Genomic DNA, 19,065 nt, shown 5'->3' with positions numbered 1-19,065 from the left:
TGCGGCTCGATCAATTATGACCTAAATTCTGGTCAAAGGGTCGAGCACATGAACGTTTCTATCGCCGAAGCCAAAGCCAAATTGTCCGAACTCGTCAGCCGCGCGGAAGCAGGCGAGGAGATCGTTCTTACGCGCCACGGCAAGGTGGCGGCGCGCATTGTGCCTCCGGCGGTGGCCGAACCTCTGCCGCGTATCGGCGCATTGAAGGGGAAAATCTGGATTGCGGACGATTTTGACGAACTCGGCCCCGAATGGGACGAGTACGTGAAATGACGGTCGGCCCCTTTCTCGCCGACACACATATCATCCTCTGGTCGATTTCGGACGATCGACGTCTCAGCGAGCACCACCGCGCCATCCTGGCTTCGGAAGCGATGGTGTTCGCGAGTGCGGCAAGCGTTTGGGAAATTGCCATCAAACGCTCGATCGGAAAACTCAATGCGCCGGACGATCTGCCGACATTGCTTCCAAGGATGCGATTTCAGCCGCTCGTCGTGACCTTGCAGCATGCGAATGCCATCAGCGGTCTACCCCACCACCATGGTGATCCGTTCGACAGATTGCTGATCGCGCAGGCACAAGTGGAAAACCTGACCATCCTTACATCCGACCCTCATTTCGCCCATTATGACGTTGCTGTAGCATGATCAGCGAAGCAGTTGGTCTCATAGCCGAAGCCTTTCAACCTCCTCCTGCCTAACCTTGACATCGTAATCGAGCAGAAACTCGTCGAGTTGGGGCGGTGCGACCGAGGTGCCCGAGAGCATCGCATGCACCTGGCCGCGATGGTGGATGTCGTGCAGGAAGACGTGCGCCAGGATATCTCCGATCTTTTCCGGGATCATGCCGTCCTCGCGCCGGTCAGTGATGACGCGGCGATCGAGATCGGTCTCCGACAAACCCTCACAGAAGGCGATCAGCCGCCGGTCCGCCGCAAGCTGCGCGATGCAAAGCTCTCGCGGAGCATCGAAAGGCGCGAAGTCATCGTAGGCAGCGGCACCGACGCCGCCTTCTTCGAGAAAATCGAGATAGAGATGATCGACCGCGAGGACATGGTTGAGCGTTGCCTTGATCGACGGGAAAAAGCTGGTGCGCTCGGCCTCGAACTCACCGGGCTCGAGCGTAAGCACGGCGCGATAGAGCCGGTCGTTCGACCAGAGATTATTGCCGGCCATGCGGCGCAGATGATCCAGAAGATCCATCGCCGAAAATCTGCCTTGGCCTCTATCTCTCGTATTTCTCGACCTTCTGCTCGATGGCGCCAAAGATCGAATGGCCGGCCTTGTCCTTCATCTCTATACGCACCGTGTCGCCGAAGCGCAGGAACGGCGTCTTTGGTTCGCCTGACACAATCGTCTCGATCATGCGCAGCTCGGCGATGCACGAATAGCCGGCGCCGCCCGCCGAGACCGGCTTGCCCGGGCCGCCGTCGAGCTTGTTGGATACCGTACCCGAGCCGATGATGGTGCCCGATACCAGCGGCCTTGTGCGGGCGGCGTGAGCGATCAGGGCCGGGAAATCGAAGGTCATGTCGATACCGGCATTGGCGCGGCCGAACGGCTTGCCGTTGATGTCGGCGAGCAGCGGCAGGCTGACCTTGCCGCCATCCCAGGCATCGCCCAGTTCATCCGGCGTTACCGCGACCGGAGAGAAGGCCGAGGACGGTTTCGACTGAAAGAAGCCGAACCCCTTGGCCAACTCCGACGCCGTGAGCGCGCGTAGCGTGACATCGTTGACCAGCATGACCAGCCGGATCGCGGCGCGCGCTTCATCGAGGCTGGCGCCCATCGGCACATCGTCGACGATGACGGCGATTTCGGCCTCCATGTCGATGCCGAAGGCTTCATCCGCCATCCGGATTGGATCGCGCGGCGCAACGAAGGAGTCCGAGCCGCCCTGGTAGATCAGCGGGTCGGTCCAGAAGCTCGCCGGCATCTCGACGCCGCGCGCTTTTCGCACCAGTTCGACATGGTTCACATAGGCCGATCCGTCGGCCCATTGATAGGCGCGCGGCAGCGGCGAATGCGCGTCGTGCTCGTGGAAGCGAGCCGCCGGCATCGCTTTGTTCTCCAGCGATTCCGCGATCGTCGCGAGATGCGGCGAGATCCTGCGCCAGTCGTCGAGTGCCGCCTGCAGCGTGCGCGCCAGGAACGATGCGTCGGTGTACTGCGTCAGGTCGCGCGAAACGACGACGAGTTTTCCGTCGCGCGTTCCGTCCTTCAGCGTGGCAAGCTTCATGTGGTTCCCTCTCCTTGTGCAGCTTTCTCGCTGCTTAGTTCCACAACAAGGCCGTCACGGGCGATCGTCAAGTCGCCGGCCCATGTTTTCCTGACGGCGGCGATCCAGTCCGCCTCGCCGATCTCGGCATCGTCGGCTGGAATGAGGTGGTTGAGCACCAGTCTTTTGACCCCGGCTTCGCTGGCGATGCGCCCGGCGTCCTCGGCAAAGCTGTGGCTGGCGAGCAAATGTTCCCTGAGCCGCGCGCCATTGCCGGTCCTGGCAACCAGCCGCTCGATGCCTTCCTCCAGCATGGCTTCATGGACGAGGATATCGGCATCTTCGGCGAAATCGGCGAGCGGTGGGAAAAAGGCAGTGTCGGCCGAGAACACCACGCTTTTTGCGCCATGCTCGAAGCGCAGGGCAAAGCAATCGGTCACCGGGGGGTGGTCGACGCGTAGCGCCGTCACCTTCAGGCCGCGCTGCTTGACCACATGGCCTTCGCCGAATTCGTCGATCGAAACCAACTCGCGAATATCGGGCCGGCCCTCATCGACGATGCGGATCTCGATGTCGAATTCCATCGCCTGACAAAAGCGCCGCCAGTAGTGGCCGACCCCGGGCGGGCCGAACACGGTAACCGGCGTCGCCAGGCCTGCCGTCCAGGCGGTGTGGATCAGCGGACCCAATTCCAGCACATGGTCGGAATGCAGGTGCGTGATGAAGATCAGATCGAGCGCCTTCAGGCTGATGCCGGCGTCGACCAGACCGCGCGTCACGCCAAGCCCGCAATCGACGACGATCGTTCGCCCACCGATCTCGAGCAGCGACGAATTCGGCCACGGTCCGCCCGGCCGCAGCGCCGGACCGCCTTTCGAGCCCAGCAGCACGAGCCGATCCGGCATTGGCTTACCGCTCAAGACCAGTCGCCCTCGGGGGTGCCGTTGAAGCGTTTCTTCAGGCCGGCCCAGCAATCGATGTAATTGTCCTGCCGGGTCTCGAGTTCGGCGCCGTAACGGGTCAGCATCTGCGGAAAGCGGGTCTCGAACATGAAGGCCATGGTGTTGTCGAGCTTGACCGGTTTCAGGTCGGCGCGCGAGGCTTTTTCGAAGCCAGGCGCATCCGGCCCATGAGCCAGCATCAAATTGTGCAGGCTGATGCCGCCGGGCACGAAGCCTTCTTCCTTGGCGTCGTACTGGCCATGGATCAGCCCCATGAACTCGCTCATGATGTTGCGGTGGTACCAAGGCGGCCGAAACGTATCCTCGGCCACCAGCCAGCGCGGCGGGAAGATGACGAAGTCGATATTGGCCGTGCCCTCCTCGCCGCTCGGCGCTGTCAGCACGGTGAAGATCGACGGATCCGGATGATCGAACAGCAGCGCGCCGACCGGCGAAAAAGTCGCCAGATCATATTTGTAGGGCGCGTAGTTGCCGTGCCACGCCACCACGTCGAGCGGCGAATGCTCGATCTCGGTGACATGGAAATTGCCGCACCATTTCACGATCAGCCGGCAGGGCGTTTCCTTCTCCTCGAACCAGGCGCAGGGCGTCTTGAAGTCGCGCGGATTGGCCAGGCAATTGGCGCCTATCGGGCCGCGGTCAGGCAGCGTCAGCTTGGCGCCATAATTCTCGCAGACATAGCCGCGCACTTCCTTGTCTACCAGTTCGACCTTGAAGACGAGGCCGCGCGGCAGAACGGCGATTTCACCGGGCCGAAGCTCGATGACGCCCATCTCGGTGACCAAGCGCAAAGCGCCGACCTGCGGTACAACAAGCAATTCGCCGTCGGCGTTGAAGAAATGATCGTCGACCATCGAAGTGTTGGCGACATAGACATGGGCTGCCATGCCGGTCTGCCCAAGCACGTCGCCGGCTGTGGTGATGGTGCGCATACCCTGGATGAAATCGGTCGGCTCCTTCGGCATCGGCACCGGATTCCAGCGGTACTGGCCAAGCGCCAGCTCGTGATCGCCGACATTGGGCGCGGACTTCCACAGGGGGTAGCTCGCGGCCTTGAACCGGCCCGTGTGCTTGACGCTTGGCCGGATGCGATAGAGCCAAGAGCGCTCATTGGTGCCGCGCGGCGCGGTGAAAGGCGAACCGGAAAGCTGTTCGGCATAGAGGCCGTAGGCCGGCCGCTGTGGCGAGTTGCGCCCCTGCGGCAGCGAGCCAGGCAATGTCTCGGTCTCAAAATCGTTGCCGAAGCCCGGCATGTAGGAAAAGGTCATCGCTTCCTCCCGGAATAGAGCCAATTGACCAAACTGGTTTCATTTGTAACCATCGAAAATGTAACTATCAATCTTCCGTTTTTGCCGGATGCGGACAATGGACATTCTCGAACTCGAAAGCTTCCTGCCCTACCGGCTCTACCGTCTCGCCGATGCCGTCAGCCGCGAATTCTCGAAGGTCTATAAGGACCGCCATGGCCTGACCCGGCCCGAATGGCGCACGTTATCGGGATTGGGACAGCGCGGCACGATGACCGCCACGGAACTCGGCGAACAGTCGGCCATGCACAAGACCAAAGTTTCGCGGGCGGTGGCCGAGTTGGAACGGCGGCGCTGGCTGGTGCGAACGGCCGACGAGAATGACCGTCGCGTTGAGCACCTGGCCCTGACCAAGGCAGGGCTTGCGGCCTATCGCGAGATGGTGCCGCTGGCGAAGGCGTTTGAGCGGGAATTGCTGGCGAAGCTAAGCAACGGTGAACAGGTGGCAATCAAGACCGCTTTGGCTGCATTGGAAGGTCGATCGGAATAAGCCGGAATGGATTCGAAACTACCCCCTCGAACGATTAAACACCCCGTCTTCAGCAAAGAATTCGATCGTTTCGTCCCGAAAATAGAACAGGAATTGTCGCGATTTAGGTCTATCTGGCGACAGAACCTCCCAATCGTCATCGCCGACTGGACGGCTGTCGCCGATCACCTCGTAGAACTCACCCCATTCTGGAGCGTGCTTGCTGTAAAGGCCTTCCCCGGCGAACCAAGCATGGTCGTTTGTGGAGTCCCATCGCCAGCGACTGCAACCGATAAAACGAAGAATCCCTTTCTCTCCCATGCCGGCATCATAAGCCCATGGATTCAACAGAAAGGTAAGCTGAACCGTGTCGCCCTCGACGGTTAGCCTTATTTCGGGAGCGTTAGGTTCTGCGTTCCAGTCCAGGTTCAGGTGTCGGAAAGATAAGTCGCTCACCAATCCATCACCACCTTGCCCGAACTGCCGCTCCTCATCGCATCGAACCCAACCTGGAAATCATCGATTCCGATGCGATGCGTGATCAGGCCGGTTACATCGAGCGGGCCCTGCACCAGGGCGATCATCTTGTACCAGGTCTCGAACATTTCGCGGCCATAGATGCCCTTCAAGTGCAGCATCTTGAAGATGACCTTGTTCCAGTCGATCTCGAAGCCGGTCGGCGCTATGCCGAGGATCGCGATCTTGCCGCCATTGTTCATGGTGTCGATCATGTCGCGGAAGGCGGGTGCGGCGCCCGACATTTCCAGCCCGACGTCAAACCCCTCGGTCATGCCGAGCGCCGGCATGACGTCGCGCAGCTTTTCCTTCGAGGCGTCGACGACATGCTGGACGCCGAGCTTTTTCGCCAGCGCCAGCCGCACCGGATTGATATCGGTGATGACCACCTTGCGCGCGCCGACGCACTGCGCCACCAGCGCACCCATGATGCCGATCGGTCCGGCGCCGGTGACCAGCACGTCTTCACCAACCAGATCGAAGGACAACGCCGTGTGGACGGCATTGCCCAAGGGGTCAAAGATGGCGGCAATCTCGTCCGGAACGTCATCGGGTATCGGCACGACATTGTGCTGCGGGATCGCCAGATATTCGCCGAAAGCGCCTGGCCGGTTGACGCCGACGCCGAGCGTGTTGTGGCAGAGATGCCCTCGCCCAGCGCGGCAGTTGCGGCAGTGACCGCAGACGATGTGCCCTTCGCCAGACACGCGCTGGCCGACCTTGTATTCGGTGACCGCGGCACCAAAGTCGGCGACCGTGCCGACGAATTCATGGCCGGTGACCATCGGCACCGGCACGGTCTTCTGCGCCCACTGGTCCCAATTGTAGATATGCACGTCGGTGCCGCAGATCGCCGTCTTCTTGACCTTGATCAGCACGTCGTTGGGGCCGATCTCCGGCACCGGCACCTCTTCCATCCAGATGCCCGGCTCGGCCTTGGCCTTCACCAGCGCCTTCATCATGTTCGACATTCTTTTGTCCCTTGAATCTCTTGATCCGGAATCGCTTTTCGACGCTCAGGAAATCACGCCCAATTCCTTGCCGACCGCGCCAAAGGCCTCCACCGCGCGGTCGATATCGGCGCTGGAATGCGCCGCCGACATCTGGGTGCGGATGCGCGCCTGGCCTTTCGGCACGACCGGGAATGAAAAGCCGATGACATAGATGCCGCGCTTCAGCATGCGCGCGGCCATCTCCTGCGCCAGCGTCGCATCACCGAGCATCACGGGTATGATCGGATGGTCGGCCCCGGCCAGCGTGAAACCAAGCTTGCCCATCTGGGATCGGAACCTCGCCGCATTGGCATATAGGCGCTCGCGCAAGGCACCACCATTGCGGATCAGCTCGAACACCTTGATCGAGGCGCCGGCGATCGCCGGCATCAGCGTGTTGGAAAAGAGATACGGCCTCGAGCGCTGGCGCAGCCAGTCGACGACCTGACTTTTGCCAGAGGTGTAACCGCCGGAAGCGCCGCCGAGCGCCTTGCCGAGCGTGCCGGTGATGATGTCGACCCTGCCCTCGACGCCGCAATGCTCGGCCGAACCGCGGCCGTTTGCGCCGACGAAACCGACCGCATGGCTGTCGTCGACCATGACCATGGCATCGTATTTCTCGGCCAGATCACAGACACCCCTGAGATTGGCGATGATGCCGTCCATCGAAAACACGCCATCGGTGGCGATCAGCCGGAAGCGGCAATCCTTCGCTTCCTTCAATCGCGCCTCGAGATCGGCCACGTCGTTGTTGGCGTAGCGGAAGCGTTTGGCCTTCGACAGCCTGACACCATCGATGATCGAGGCGTGGTTCAGCGCATCCGAGATGACTGCGTCTTCCTCACCGAGCAGCGTCTCGAACAGGCCGCCATTGGCGTCGAAGCAGGAGCCGTAGAGGATTGTGTCTTCCAGGCCGAGGAAGGATGAAATCGTCGCCTCGAGCTGCTTGTGCTCTTCCTGCGTGCCGCAGATGAAGCGCACCGAGGCCATGCCGTAGCCGTAGCGATCGAGCGCCTGCGTGGCCGCCGCGCGCAAGTCCGCGCTATCGGCGAGGCCGAGATAGTTGTTGGCGCAGAAATTCAATACCTTCTCGCCGCCGACCTCGATTTCGGCCGACTGCATCGAGGAAATCACCCGCTCGGACTTGTAGAGGCCGGCGGATTTCAGTCCTGCAAGCTCGCTGTCGATATGGGAGAGAAATGCTGCGGTCATGGTCAGGCCTCGTTTGACGTGGGCAGACTGTCGTCCGGCCCGCGCAAAAAATCCATCGCAAAAGCGACCGGATCGGGTGGCCGGGCAGCATCAACCGAGACGCCATGGACATTGCCCAGGTCACCCGGGAACGCATGGACTGACGAATGCTCAAATGCGGGCTTGCCGCGAAAGAACCCGATAACCATTTCGCGACCTTTCCGCGCCTCCCCCTTGCCGGCCGGCCGTCGACTTCCGGTCCCGTTAACGTTTGCAGTTCAATGGTGCTACAGAAATCCGTTGGCGAGAGGACCGCCCCCGAACATGTCTCAGCAGCCGGTGCAAACCGTTTCAGGCAAACTTATACTGCTGATCAAGGCTGGCTACTGGCTGGCGCTGGTGATCATTGCCGCCATGGTGGCGGCCTCCTTCGTGCTGCTGCAGCAGACGATGGCCACCCAGCAGCACAACAACAAGCTGCTCGACATCGTCGGTACGCAGAAGACCTTGTCGCAGCGCATCGTTTTCCTTGCCAGCGCAACGGGCGCCGCCTCGCGCGACAAGCAGCCGGCGCTGGTCAGCGCGCTGAAGCAGGCCACGGCTGAGTTCGAGACAAGTTATGATCAATTGCTCAAGCAGACTGGCGCGGATCCGCAATCGCCTGCCAAGCTCGATCCGAAGTCGATCGAGAGCGTGCTTTTCGCCAAGCCCTTCCATCTCGACTATTTCTCGGTTGGCCTGATCGCCAATGGTGACCGGCTGGTCTCGGCCTTCGAATCGCAACTCAACCAGCTCGACAATGGCGGCTACAAGGGCGGCGCCGAACGAGTCAACCTCGATGCCTCGGTCGCCAACGCCGCGCTGTCGGGCTATGCCGCGCTCGGCCAGCGGATCAGTGCGGATGCCGACGAGCGCTCCGAAAAGCTGCTCACCCTCCACCGCACGCTGTTCTACGCCACCCTCGGCGTCATCCTGCTGGTGGCGCTGTTCATCTTCAGGCCGATGTCCAACGCGATCCTGCGCAAGACCCGTGAACTGGTCGACGCTCGCAATTCGATGGCGTTCATCGCAGTGCATGACGGCCTGACCGGCCTGCACAACCGCACCTTCCTGACCGACCATTTCGAGACGCTGATCAAGGGCGCGCATCGCCGGCGCGAGCGCCTGGCCGTTGTCCAGCTCGACCTCGACCGCTTCAAGCAGATCAACGATACGCTGGGCCACGCCGCCGGCGACTATGTCCTGGTCGTGACCGCACAGCGCATGCGCGATTCCTGTCGGGCGTCGGATCTATGCGCGCGGCTCGGTGGCGACGAATTCGTGATGATCCTCAACGGCGCCGGCAGCACCGAGGACATCAACATGCTGGCGCGGCGCATCCTGGTGCACATCAACGAGCCCATCGTGTTCCAGGGCACCACCATTCTTCCGGGCGCCAGCGGCGGCATCGCGGTCTATCCGATCGATGCCGACAATGCGCAAGACCTGCTGGTCCATGCCGATCTGGCGCTTTACTCCGCCAAGAAAATGGGGGGCGGCAACTTCTCGTTCTTCTCGGAGGAACTGCGCCGCGAACTCGACTACCGCAAGCAGCTCGAACACGACATCAAGGTCGCCATTTCCGAAAAGGCGTTCCAGGCCTATTTCCAGCCGCAGGTCTCCCTGACCCATGGCACCATCAGCGGCATCGAAGCGCTGGTGCGATGGAACCACCCCGAGCGCGGCATGATCTCTCCGGGCGAGTTCATTCCGGTCGCCGAGAAATGCGGCTTCATGCCTGAGATCGGCCGCATCGTGATCAGCAAGGCGATCAACGAGGCTGCGGAATGGAACCGTGCCGGGATTGCCTTCGGACGGCTTGCCGTCAATGTCTCGGGCACGGAGTTGCGCGAGCATGATTTCGATGCGTTTCTGTTCGAGACGCTGGAGAAGGCCGGACTGCCGCCGCAGAAGCTGTCATTGGAAATCGTCGAATCCGTCATTCTCGACGACGAGAAGACAGGCATCGCAGCCAAGCTGCGGCACATAAGGGCGTCCGGCGTCCATCTGGAACTCGATGATTTCGGCACCGGCTATGCTTCGCTCAGCCACGTCAATCCCAACGAGATCGACCGGCTCAAGATCGACCGTCGCTTCGTCCAGAACATCCACGAGAATGGCGACAATTCCAAGATCGTGCGCGCCATCACCGAACTTGCCCGGGGGCTGGGCATCTCCATCGTCGCCGAGGGCGCCGAAACCGAGGCGGAACTCGACTCGCTCATGGCGATCGGCTGTGATCAGGTGCAAGGCTATTCCATCGCCTTCCCGATGCCGCATGACAAGGCGCTGGAATGGCTGACCGCCCGCATGCCGAAGAAAGCCAGGCTGACAGTATTGCAGGGAAGTCTGGCGTAGGTAGGCCGGCCTGGCTCGGCACTCCTAGCTCTCCACATTGTTCCGTAACGCCGCCAGTACCTGTGCGAATTCCGCCAGACGCTCGTCGGACAGTCCGGTGCGAAGCCGCTTGTCGAAGACAAGTGCCGCTTGCCGCAACGTCTCGAACAGCGCTTCTCCCGCGCCCGTCAATTCGACCAGATGAACCCGGCGGTTGACCGGATCGCGCCGCCGCGTCAGCAGGCCCTGCGCCTCCATCGCATTGAGATGATGGGTCAGCGTCGCGCCCTGGATGCCGATCATGCCGGCGAGTGCGCGTTGATTGGCAAGCTCGCTCGACTTGACCGACAGCAGCGTGAGCCAGACCGGCAAGGTGCCGCCTGCTTCAACCAAAGCAGCGTCGAAGGCCTGGGCAACAAGCTTGGCGGTGCGGCCGAGATTCATGCCGACCGGCGGGCGTTCAAACGGTGTCATGATCTGACAGTAGAGCAAGCAGTGGCAACGTGAAACTCGGCTTCATGATTGACATCTAACCGTTAGATATCTAACTTTGTCTTATTGATGGCATCGCGACATGGTTGCGGCGCGCAGGCGGCGGGCGAATGAGAGGAATGCGATCGTGCAATATGTCTATATCGTCGTCATCGGCCTGCACGTCATGGCCGGCGTCTTCTGGGCTGGCACGACCATCGCGGTTGCCCGCGATCCGGACATCCGAGCAGAGCGGTTCTTCCGGCCTCAAATGGGCGCGGCCGTTTTGGCTTTCCTGACCGGTTTGCTGCTCTGGTATTTCTTCCATGAGGGTGCTTTCGGCCCGATGGAGAAGGTACTGGCGCTCGGCATTTTGACGGCGCTGATCGCCGCCGGCGTCCAGGGCGCGCTTGTGGGCTCCGCCAGCAGGCAGCTTGCCGGCGCCGATGCCGCGACCCAAACGGCGCTGCGCGCGAAAATGACCCGGGGCGAACGCATCGCCGGCGGGCTGCTGGTCATCACCGTGCTTTGCATGGCGACCGCCAAGATGTTTTAGAATCGCACGGCCGGTGAAAGCCGATCATGCGCGGCGCGCAACGGACCAGAGCGGCAGGTGGCTCTCCTTGCAAAGGCCGTTGCGCGCCACCTGATCGTGATCAAATCCTGATTCCGAACCTGATCCCATCATAGATGGCGGCGTGGATGTTGCGGGAGGCGACCGCATCGCCGATGCGGAACAACACGAAGCCGCCTTCGGGGTTGCGTGGTGGAAAAATGTCGCCTCCATTGACCAGACGTTCGTAGTCGACCGCGCCACCGTTCTTCGACAGCGGCTTCAGCGACAGATAGAGGTCGTCGAGGGGCGCGGTGCCGTGCTCGACCACCACCTGGTCGACGCGCCGCTCCCCGCGCCAGCCATCGGCGAAGTCCGAAGCGAGTTCCGCGATCAGTTGATTGCCCTCGCGCCGCACCGAGCGCAGGCGCGTGTTGATGGTGACGGTGACGCCTTTTTCGTGGAAAGCCCTGACATAGGGTACGTGGTTCATGCCGCCCATTTCGGGGGCGAAGAACCGCTCCGGCGACACCAGTTCCAGCTTCGAGCCGCTGTTGGCGATCAGTTCGGCCGCGCCCATGCCTTGATGGCCGCCATTGTCGTCATAGAGCAGCACGTTTTCGGCCGGCTTGACGCTGCCGGCGATGATGTCCCAGCTCGAGGTGACGAGATTGTCGCCGGAGGCCAGCGGCGGGTTCTGCGGCAGGCCGCCGGTGGCGATCACCACGACATCGGGCGCCAGCGCCAGGACGTCGTCCTGCTCGGCCCAGGTATCGTAGCGGATCTCGACGCCGAGCCGGTCGAGTTCGGCCAGACGCCAGTCGATGATGCCGATCAACTCCTTGCGGCGTGGGTTCTGGGTCGCCAGACGGACCTGGCCGCCGGCTTGTGATGAGGCTTCCAGGATCGTCACCTGATGGCCGCGCTCGGCCGCGACGCGCGCCGCCTCCAGTCCGCCGACGCCGGCGCCGACGACGACGACTTTCCGTCTAGGCCCTTCCGTCTTGACGATGATATGCGGAATATCGGCCTCGCGGCCGGTCGCCGCATTGTGGACGCACAGTGCCTCGCCGCCCTCGTAGATGCGGTCGAGACAATAGGTTGCGCCGACGCAGGGGCGGATTTCGTGCTCGCGGCCCTCCATCACCTTCTTGATGATGTGCGGATCGGCGATGTGGGCGCGCGTCATGCCGACCATGTCGAGCTTGCCGGTGGCGATCGCATGGCGTGCGGTGGCGACGTCGGAAATGCGCGCCGCGTGGAAGGTCGGGAATTTCGTCGCCGCCCTCACCTCGCCCACGAAATCGAGATGCGGCGAGGACCGCATGCCGGTCACCGGGATGACCTTGGTCAGTGCCGCGTCGGTCTCGATCGAGCCACGGATGATGTTGAGGAAGTCGACCTTGCCGGAGTTTGCGAGCCGCCTGGCGATCTCAATGCCCTCCTCCTTCGACAGGCCTTTTTCGAAATCCTCGTCGGCGACCATGCGGATGCCGACGACGAATTTCTCACCGACCGCCGCCCTCACCGCATCGAGCACCATATTGGTGAAGCGCAACCGATTGTCGAGCGAACCGCCATACTCGTCGTCGCGATAATTGGTGGCAGGCGACCAGAAGCCATCCATCAGATGACCGTAGGATTCGAACTCGATGCCATCTAGGCCAGCTGCCTGGCAGCGCTGCGCGGCCGATGCATAGTCGGCGACGATGCGCTCGATATCCCACTCCTCTATGGTCTTGGGGAAAGCACGATGCGCCGGCTCGCGCACCGGCGAGGCTGACAGCACCGGCAGCCAGTCGGCCTTGTTCCAGCCGGTGCGGCGGCCAAGATGGGTGATCTGGATCATCACCTTGCAGTCATGCTCGTGGCAGGCGTCAGTGAGTTCGGCCAGCCATGGAACGATGCGGTCGTCATAGACATGCAGATTGCCGAAGGCGGCCGGGCTGTCGCGCGAAACGATGGCCGAGCCTGCGGTCATGGTCAGCGCCATGCCGCCCTTGGCCTTTTCGGCATGGTAGAGCCGATAGCGCTGCTTCGGCATGCCGTCGTCCGAGTAGGCAGGCTCGTGGCTGGTCGACATCACCCGGTTCTTCAGCGTCAAATGCTTGAGCTGGTAGGGTTGGAGAAGCGGGTCGTTGCTGATCATCGTCTTCCTGCCGTTTTAATTTGTGTTAATGAGCGGCAAATCCAAGGAAAACCGCTTATGATCGATACCAAAACCCTCACCCAGCTCGGCACCCACGTCGAGACGCCACAGAGCCCCGAAGCTGCGGTCCTGGAAACCGTGCCGTTTTCGCGCGGCGACGGACCGCCGGCGATCGTGCGTTTCACTGTCCCGGAATTCACCTCGCTCTGTCCGGTGACCGGACAGCCGGATTTCGCCCATATCGTCATCGACTACGCCCCCGATGCTGCCCTCGTGGAATCGAAATCGCTCAAGCTGTTCATGACCTCGTTTCGCAACCATGGCGCTTTCCATGAAGACTGCACGGTGATGATCGGACGGCGCATCGTGGCCGCGACCAAGCCGCTCTGGTTGCGCATAGGCGGCTATTGGTATCCGCGCGGCGGCATTCCGATCGACGTGTTCTGGCAAACTGGCGCACCACCGGAAGGCGCCTGGCTGCCGGATACAGGCGTTGCGCCCTATCGCGGACGTGGGTGAGCTGATGTCAGCCATTGCCAGCACCAGTCCGGCACAGTTTTGTGGCAAGGAACGGAAGAACCGCATCGCGATAGCGGGGCTGGTCATAGCGCAGCAGGTCGACATGGCCTGCCCCTTCGAACCAGACCAGTTGTGAGCCGGCAGCAGCATTCTGCATCGCCAGCACCTGACCACGATCGATGAAGGGATCGGTGCTACCTGCAAGTAGTATCAGCGGCCTGCCGATCTTGCCAAGGCGGTCAACCGGCCTGACGTCATCGGCGCTCAACCCGAGACGAAGCGGCATCTGCGCCAGCAGGACATCGGCCTGGAAACCACGCCAGAAGTGGAAGGGCATTCGCCAAGCCGTCGTTTCGCGCAAGGTCGCGTAGAGCTGTTCCAGCACATAGGCATCGGCAGAAGCTTGCGGGGTGGCAAAGACGAAAGCGGCGGCACCAAGCGATGAGCCGGCGGCGCCGAGCTTCTGGCCGGGAAACCTTTGCCTGGCGAAGGCCATGATGCGGATGGCATCCTGGCCTTCGTTGTAGCCAAAACCTTGAACGGCGCCGCCGCTCTCGCCGTGCCCCGACAGATCGAATAGGACGACGGAATACCCGGCGTCGAGCAGCAATTTTGCCCTTTGAACCAAGGCGAGCCTGTTGGCGCCGCGGCCGTGCAGCAGAACGATCGCACCGCAACTGCCCTTTCGATCGACCACCCAGCCGACCAGCTCGGGCGCGCCAGCCTGGTCGAGCACGACACGTTGGACGGGGAAGTCGCCGGGCGCCGCCAGAGCTTGCCGGGTTTCGCGGGCGATCAGCATCGAGCCTATGCGCCAATCGACGACGCAGGCGGCAGTGCCGAGTCCGACCAGCGCTATTGCCAGCAAAACGCGAAGCTTCATCGCCGACCACCCGGAAGCACACGACGGCTCATTCGCACTGGTACTGGCTGAGCGCCCATTCGCCGGTCACCGACAAAAGGTCCGATATCTTCCATTCGCCGCCGACCTTCTTGAACTTCCATTCGAGGCGGTGCGGGTTGCCGGCGACGACGAAGGCGACGATGACCTTGGCCTGATCGCCGTTAATCGCCTCGAGCGTCTTCAGGCTCTTGTCGATCTCGGCCTTGTCGTAGTCGGCATTGTCGAGCGCCATGTTGGGGTCCAGGCATTCGCCCTGCCCGGATTTGCGCAAGGCGTCGCTCTTGTCGAGCACGGTTTTGGCCGGGTCGATGAAATGGCCGCGCTGGGCCGGATCGACCTCCAGGCCGACCTGATCGTAAAACGGCCGCACGACCGCTGTCGGCGACCCCGGCTGGATGGAGGCGGCAGGCCCGCTGGGCGGCGATGCGACGGGTGGCGTCGCCGGCTCCGCGGCTCCGCCAGGCGCGGTCGCCTGCGGCGTCCCGCTGTCATCAGGCGCGGTCGCGGCCGGCGCATTTGCCGGCGGCGCGCCCAGCAGCCCTTGAGCGGCTGCGCCGCTCAAGCCAGCCACCAGCAGGCACATGGCCGACAATAGCAGGAACGCGCGGCCGGCCATTGCCTCACTCCGGATCTTGGCCCGCCATGCATTCGAGTTGGCTCAGCGTCCAGTCGCTGGTCTTCGATGCAATGTCCGATATCTTCCACTTGCCGTCGACCTTCTTCAGCGACCAGTGCATCTCGCGCTGCGAATCGTCTCCTCCTTCCGGAAAAAGGCTGAAGTTCGCCACCACTTGCGCCGTGTCGCCATCCACCGTCTCGGACAGCTTCAGAGTCTTGGAAAGGGTCTTCTGGTCGAAATCCTGCGCGTCCAGGCCGGGGTCGAAGTCGATACAGGCGACCTGGTCCGGATTCTTCTTGGTCGCCTGGTCGTTGAGGTCGAACAGTTTCGTCACCGGCGCGGTGAAGCGATCGCGATAATGCGCGTCGGCCTCGAACTTGACCTGCGGAACATAGAAGAACTTCACGGCGTCGGACGCCGGACCGGCCAGGGCGGCGGCTGGTGCGGCAATCGACAGGATGGCAGTGAGCGGCAGTTTCATGGATTTCCCCGAATGTTTGGCTGCGGAAAGCAATCAATACCACGCATCGTGCATATCGGCTTTTTTGCGGCTCATGAAGCCTTCGAGTGGCTCGTCTACTTGCATAGATCACATCCAACGATCCTTAGTCTCCGAAAGTGGCAATCGGCGCGTTGAGTTGGGAGCGTTCAGGCTTGACACCGAGCCCTGGGACCTGCGGGACGCGTATATGCCCGTTCTCGATCACGATCGGGTTTACGGGATCCGTATGCCCTTCGATGTATTCCTGCGCGATCCAGGCTCCCTCGAAACGTCTCGGCTCGACGGTGGCGGCGAGGTGGACGCATGCCGCGGCGATGACGTCTCCGCCCCAGGCGTCGTCGCAGCTGTGCGGGACAGATCGTATCGCACACAGGTCGCGGACCGTGGCCATCTTGGTAAGGCCGCCAAGGCGGGTGACCTTCAATCCAAATCCGTCCGCAATACCTGACGAAACTGCCCGCAGCACCGCATTCAAATCCTCGGTATTCTCATCGAGATAGATCGGATGGGTAACGCGTCCCTTGAGACCAGCGACTTCCTCCATGGTGTTGCAAGGCTGTTCGAACACGAACGGGATTGCCTGGCAAAGCCGATCGATGTGCAGTGCCGCGGCAGCGGTCAGGCCGCGATTGGCGTCGACGGCTATCCGGGCCTTGAAGCCAACCGCCTCCCATACTTTGTGCACAGTGGCGACGTCTTGTTCGAGATCCCGCCCGCCGATCTTGATCTGAAGCCGTGGATATCCGGCATTGACCTTGTCGGCGGCAATACGCGCGGTCTCGTCCGGAGCACCGACGATGGTCGAGTAGTAGGACGGCACGCGATCGGTGAGCGCACCGCCGAGAAGTGTTGAAACAGGGACGCCCAGCCGCTGGCCGGCGAGGTCTAGGAAGGCTATATCCAAGGCTGCCTTGGCATAGTTGTGACCGTTCAGCCGTTCGTCCATTTTTTTGGCGAGGCGGCGCATGGACGCCGTGTCCTCGCCGACGAGTCCAGGCGCTATTTCAGCAATTGCCGCTCTCGCGCCAAGAGCATGCTGGGGCTGATAAACAGGGCCGATCGGGCAAGTCTCGCCCCAGCCTGATAGTCCATCCTCGGTGGTCACTTCAACCAGCGTGCTGTCCAAGTTCTGCACGGTATCGCTGGCCATCCGGTAGGCACCGCCTTTGACAGGCAGAAGCACCTTATAGACTTTGATTGACTTGATACGCATTCAGACATTAGCCCTGTTCATGCCTTGCCCGGTCTGGCGCCTTTCGCAATCGTCAAAGATCAAGCGCCACCTTGCGCCCGTCATGGATGGCAAATGCCGCCTGTCTGGAGGCGGTACAATCGCCGATGGAGGTATGCATAATTCCGCGCCTTTCGAGCTCGATGGACAGGCTGTCCTGGGCCATGCTGGTGGCGGCGAAGACCAAAGCATCGGCTTCGATCTCCTGCTCGGTTCCGTCGAGCAGCGAAGCAATCCTGGCCGCCTTGCCATCCCAGTGAACGACGGCGCTCTCGGTCACAAACCGCACCCGCAGTTTGGCGAGCGCCCGGCGCAGCGGCGCGTCGACGGCCATTCGCTGAAGCTCTTTGCCAACCAGGGCGTCCGGTGTCACGAGCGTCACATTGTGACCGTCCTCGGCGAGTTTCCAGGCGGTGCCGCACCCTTTCCAATTCCCGCCATCGTCCAGCAACAGAACATTTTTTCCCGGCCTCGCCTCACGGGCCATCACCGCCTCGGCCGAGAGCACCGGCCCGCCGCCCGGAATGCTGCCCCGGTGCGGCAAGGCTCGCTGGAAAGCGCCGTCCGGCGGCATCGAGCCGGTCGCGACGATGACGTGGTCCGCACCTTCGCGCTCGACATCGTCGGCTTCGACATACTGCCCGTAGCGGATGTCGACCTGAAGCTGGCCGAGCTGGCGCTCGTACCAGTCGATCAGATCCAGAATCTGGGCGCGGCGCGGCTGCAGTCCGGCAAGACGGAACTGCCCGCCGAGGCGGTCGGATGCCTCGGCCAGTGTCACGCGATGACCGCGCTCGGCCGCGGCGCGCGCCGCTTCGAGACCGGCCGGCCCGCCGCCGACGACCAGCACGCGCTTCGGCTGGGCGGCCGGAGCGAAGCGATCACCGCCCCACTCCCATTCCCGCCCCGCGGAAGGATTGATGACGCAGCTGATCCAGTAGTCGCGGCTGCGCCGGCCCCAGCACATCTGGTTGCAGGACAGGCAGCCGCGAATGTCTTGCGGCCGGCCGGCGGCAGCCTTTGCGGCCAAATGCGGATCGGCGATCTGCCCGCGCACGATGGAAACGAGGTCGGCGCGACCTTCGCTCAACACGCTCTCGGCGTTTTCGGGCGTGCGGATATGGCTCTCGGCGGTGATCAACGCATGACGCACGGTGGATTTGAGCACGGACGCCAGGTCGGCACCAAGCTTCTCCGGATAAACAAAGGTCGGCATGATCTTGTAGAAGTCGAAGTAGGAACCCGTTCCACAAGTCACATAGTCCATCAAGACATCGCGGTCGTGGAGGTCGATTATCTCGGCCAGCGCTTCGCGCTTCAGCGCCACTTCGACTTCGGGCTCATCGTTGATCGCAAGACCGATGATGAAATCGTCGCCGCATTCCCGGCGAATCCTGGTCATCACCTCACGGCTCATCCGGGTGCGGTTTTCAAGGCTGCCGCCCCATCGGTCGTCCCGGCGGTTCGACCATGGCGTCCAGAACTGGTCCAGCATCGAATGGTACGCCGCCCAGACCTCGACGCCGTCGAAGCCGGCCTCGCGGCAACGGCGCGCCGCCTGGACAAAGCCGTCGATCGTCTCTTCAATCTCGGCTTCGAACATCCGATGCGAACCGTCGGAATCGTGGTAGCTCGGCAGGCCCGAAGGCGACCAACCGGCATGAAACGAGTTGTCCGCGTCAGCGTGCTGACCGACATGGTAGAGCTGCTGGATGGCGATGGCGCCGTTGCCGCGGATTGCGTCAGTTACTTTGCGAAAATGTGGAACCACGCGGTCATCGGAAGGGCTGAAATTGCCGCGGGTAAGCACGGCGGCCTGGTGCACGGGCATCGGCTCGACCACGATCATGCCGGCGCCGCCGATGGCGCGTTCCGCGTAGTAGCCGACATGCCGCGCGGTCGGCAGCCCCTCTACCGCCATATTGGCGGTATGGGCTCCGAACACGATCCTGTTGCGTAACGTCTTGCCGCGCAACATTGCCGGCTCGAACAGACGCTTGAAGACCCGTTCAGACATGCACCCTCTCTCCTTTAACGTGCGACCGGCACCTCAGAGAGGTGCCGGTCGCAGCTTTTTGGCGGTCTTG

The 19,065-nt window shown here is 62.2% G+C and carries 21 protein-coding genes; 6 read left to right on the top strand and 15 right to left on the bottom strand.

Features of this window, described 5'->3' with window-relative positions; translation table 11 throughout:
* Positions 1 to 48 precede the first annotated feature (48 nt).
* The gene (locus LB543_RS01045; protein WP_023780515.1) at positions 49 to 273 is read left to right on the top strand and encodes a type II toxin-antitoxin system Phd/YefM family antitoxin; all 225 of its coding nucleotides are present in this window, start codon (positions 49 to 51) and stop codon (positions 271 to 273) included.
* Complete coding sequence (locus tag LB543_RS01040; RefSeq protein WP_224612339.1) at positions 270 to 647, top strand: type II toxin-antitoxin system VapC family toxin; 378 nt, start codon at positions 270 to 272, stop codon at positions 645 to 647. The genes LB543_RS01045 and LB543_RS01040 overlap by 4 nt, the downstream gene beginning before the upstream one ends.
* 18 nt (positions 648 to 665) lie before the next feature.
* Here LB543_RS01040 and LB543_RS01035 read toward each other — a convergent pair whose 3' ends face one another.
* From LB543_RS01035 to hmgA, 4 genes are read right to left on the bottom strand one after another with little or no spacing between them, the layout of a single operon-like run.
* Entirely contained in the window at positions 666 to 1,202 is a 537-nt protein-coding gene (locus LB543_RS01035; RefSeq protein WP_224612336.1) for a DinB family protein, read from the bottom strand.
* Positions 1,203 to 1,224: 22 nt separating this feature from the next.
* On the bottom strand, positions 1,225 to 2,238 hold the full coding sequence (locus tag LB543_RS01030) for a fumarylacetoacetate hydrolase family protein (protein ID WP_224612327.1): 1,014 nt from the start codon (positions 2,236 to 2,238) through the stop codon (positions 1,225 to 1,227).
* Complete coding sequence (locus LB543_RS01025) at positions 2,235 to 3,122, bottom strand: MBL fold metallo-hydrolase (protein ID WP_224612853.1); 888 nt, start codon at positions 3,120 to 3,122, stop codon at positions 2,235 to 2,237. The genes LB543_RS01030 and LB543_RS01025 overlap by 4 nt, the downstream gene beginning before the upstream one ends.
* A gap of 11 nt (positions 3,123 to 3,133) precedes the next feature.
* A complete protein-coding gene (hmgA, locus tag LB543_RS01020) occupies positions 3,134 to 4,447 on the bottom strand; it encodes a homogentisate 1,2-dioxygenase (RefSeq protein WP_224612325.1) in 1,314 nt (437 codons plus the stop codon).
* Between the two features lie 97 nt (positions 4,448 to 4,544).
* On the opposite strand from hmgA, the gene LB543_RS01015 reads away from it, so the two are divergent.
* Positions 4,545 to 4,976: a MarR family winged helix-turn-helix transcriptional regulator gene (locus LB543_RS01015; protein ID WP_224612323.1), complete on the top strand. Its 432-nt coding sequence runs from the start codon at positions 4,545 to 4,547 to the stop codon at positions 4,974 to 4,976.
* A gap of 18 nt (positions 4,977 to 4,994) precedes the next feature.
* Here LB543_RS01015 and LB543_RS01010 read toward each other — a convergent pair whose 3' ends face one another.
* Genes LB543_RS01010 through LB543_RS00995 form a run of 4 tightly spaced genes read right to left on the bottom strand, consistent with a single transcriptional unit; the run spans position 4,995 to position 7,863 of the window.
* A complete protein-coding gene (locus tag LB543_RS01010) occupies positions 4,995 to 5,411 on the bottom strand; it encodes a hypothetical protein (protein WP_224612320.1) in 417 nt (138 codons plus the stop codon).
* Positions 5,408 to 6,442: an L-threonine 3-dehydrogenase gene (gene tdh / locus LB543_RS01005; RefSeq protein ID WP_224612318.1), complete on the bottom strand. Its 1,035-nt coding sequence runs from the start codon at positions 6,440 to 6,442 to the stop codon at positions 5,408 to 5,410. Before tdh ends, LB543_RS01010 begins: the two co-directional genes overlap by 4 nt.
* 45 nt (positions 6,443 to 6,487) lie before the next feature.
* On the bottom strand, positions 6,488 to 7,675 hold the full coding sequence (locus LB543_RS01000) for a glycine C-acetyltransferase (RefSeq protein ID WP_224612316.1): 1,188 nt from the start codon (positions 7,673 to 7,675) through the stop codon (positions 6,488 to 6,490).
* 2 nt (positions 7,676 to 7,677) lie between these two features.
* Positions 7,678 to 7,863, bottom strand: a complete 186-nt coding sequence (locus LB543_RS00995; RefSeq protein WP_140809033.1) for a hypothetical protein — start codon at positions 7,861 to 7,863, stop codon at positions 7,678 to 7,680.
* A 115-nt stretch (positions 7,864 to 7,978) separates the two neighbouring features.
* On the opposite strand from LB543_RS00995, the gene LB543_RS00990 reads away from it, so the two are divergent.
* Positions 7,979 to 10,051, top strand: a complete 2,073-nt coding sequence (locus LB543_RS00990; RefSeq protein ID WP_224612314.1) for a putative bifunctional diguanylate cyclase/phosphodiesterase — start codon at positions 7,979 to 7,981, stop codon at positions 10,049 to 10,051.
* Positions 10,052 to 10,075: 24 nt separating this feature from the next.
* Here LB543_RS00990 and LB543_RS00985 read toward each other — a convergent pair whose 3' ends face one another.
* Positions 10,076 to 10,504 (bottom strand): MarR family winged helix-turn-helix transcriptional regulator, encoded by a 429-nt coding sequence (locus LB543_RS00985; RefSeq protein ID WP_224612313.1) that lies wholly within the window; start codon positions 10,502 to 10,504, stop codon positions 10,076 to 10,078.
* A 145-nt stretch (positions 10,505 to 10,649) separates the two neighbouring features.
* Between LB543_RS00985 and LB543_RS00980 the strand changes: the two genes are divergently transcribed.
* On the top strand, positions 10,650 to 11,057 hold the full coding sequence (locus LB543_RS00980) for a hypothetical protein (RefSeq protein WP_224612311.1): 408 nt from the start codon (positions 10,650 to 10,652) through the stop codon (positions 11,055 to 11,057).
* Positions 11,058 to 11,157: 100 nt separating this feature from the next.
* Here LB543_RS00980 and LB543_RS00975 read toward each other — a convergent pair whose 3' ends face one another.
* A complete protein-coding gene (locus LB543_RS00975) occupies positions 11,158 to 13,203 on the bottom strand; it encodes an FAD-dependent oxidoreductase (protein ID WP_224612309.1) in 2,046 nt (681 codons plus the stop codon).
* A gap of 57 nt (positions 13,204 to 13,260) precedes the next feature.
* Between LB543_RS00975 and queF the strand changes: the two genes are divergently transcribed.
* A complete protein-coding gene (queF, locus tag LB543_RS00970; RefSeq protein ID WP_224612307.1) occupies positions 13,261 to 13,722 on the top strand; it encodes a preQ(1) synthase in 462 nt (153 codons plus the stop codon).
* Between the two features lie 7 nt (positions 13,723 to 13,729).
* Here the strand turns inward: queF and LB543_RS00965 are convergent, their stop codons facing one another.
* The 5 genes from LB543_RS00965 to LB543_RS00945 all read right to left on the bottom strand — a co-directional run bounded on the left by LB543_RS00965 (position 13,730) and on the right by LB543_RS00945 (position 18,995).
* A complete protein-coding gene (locus LB543_RS00965) occupies positions 13,730 to 14,605 on the bottom strand; it encodes an alpha/beta hydrolase (RefSeq protein WP_224612306.1) in 876 nt (291 codons plus the stop codon).
* Between the two features lie 28 nt (positions 14,606 to 14,633).
* Complete coding sequence (locus tag LB543_RS00960) at positions 14,634 to 15,242, bottom strand: hypothetical protein (RefSeq protein WP_224612296.1); 609 nt, start codon at positions 15,240 to 15,242, stop codon at positions 14,634 to 14,636.
* Positions 15,243 to 15,246: 4 nt separating this feature from the next.
* Entirely contained in the window at positions 15,247 to 15,726 is a 480-nt protein-coding gene (locus LB543_RS00955; protein WP_224612285.1) for a DUF3828 domain-containing protein, read from the bottom strand.
* A 124-nt stretch (positions 15,727 to 15,850) separates the two neighbouring features.
* Positions 15,851 to 16,960 carry a mandelate racemase/muconate lactonizing enzyme family protein gene (locus LB543_RS00950; RefSeq protein ID WP_224612276.1) on the bottom strand — a complete coding sequence of 370 codons (1,110 nt, stop codon included), beginning with the start codon at positions 16,958 to 16,960 and terminating at the stop codon, positions 15,851 to 15,853.
* Positions 16,961 to 17,012: 52 nt separating this feature from the next.
* Complete coding sequence (locus LB543_RS00945; RefSeq protein WP_224612274.1) at positions 17,013 to 18,995, bottom strand: FAD-dependent oxidoreductase; 1,983 nt, start codon at positions 18,993 to 18,995, stop codon at positions 17,013 to 17,015.
* Positions 18,996 to 19,065: the final 70 nt, after the last annotated feature.

Source organism: Mesorhizobium sp. ESP7-2 (genome assembly GCF_020164715.1).
Taxonomy (GTDB): Bacteria; Pseudomonadota; Alphaproteobacteria; order Rhizobiales; family Rhizobiaceae; genus Mesorhizobium.
Note: the sequence above shows the minus strand (reverse complement) of the source record. Positions and strands in the feature narration are given on the sequence as shown.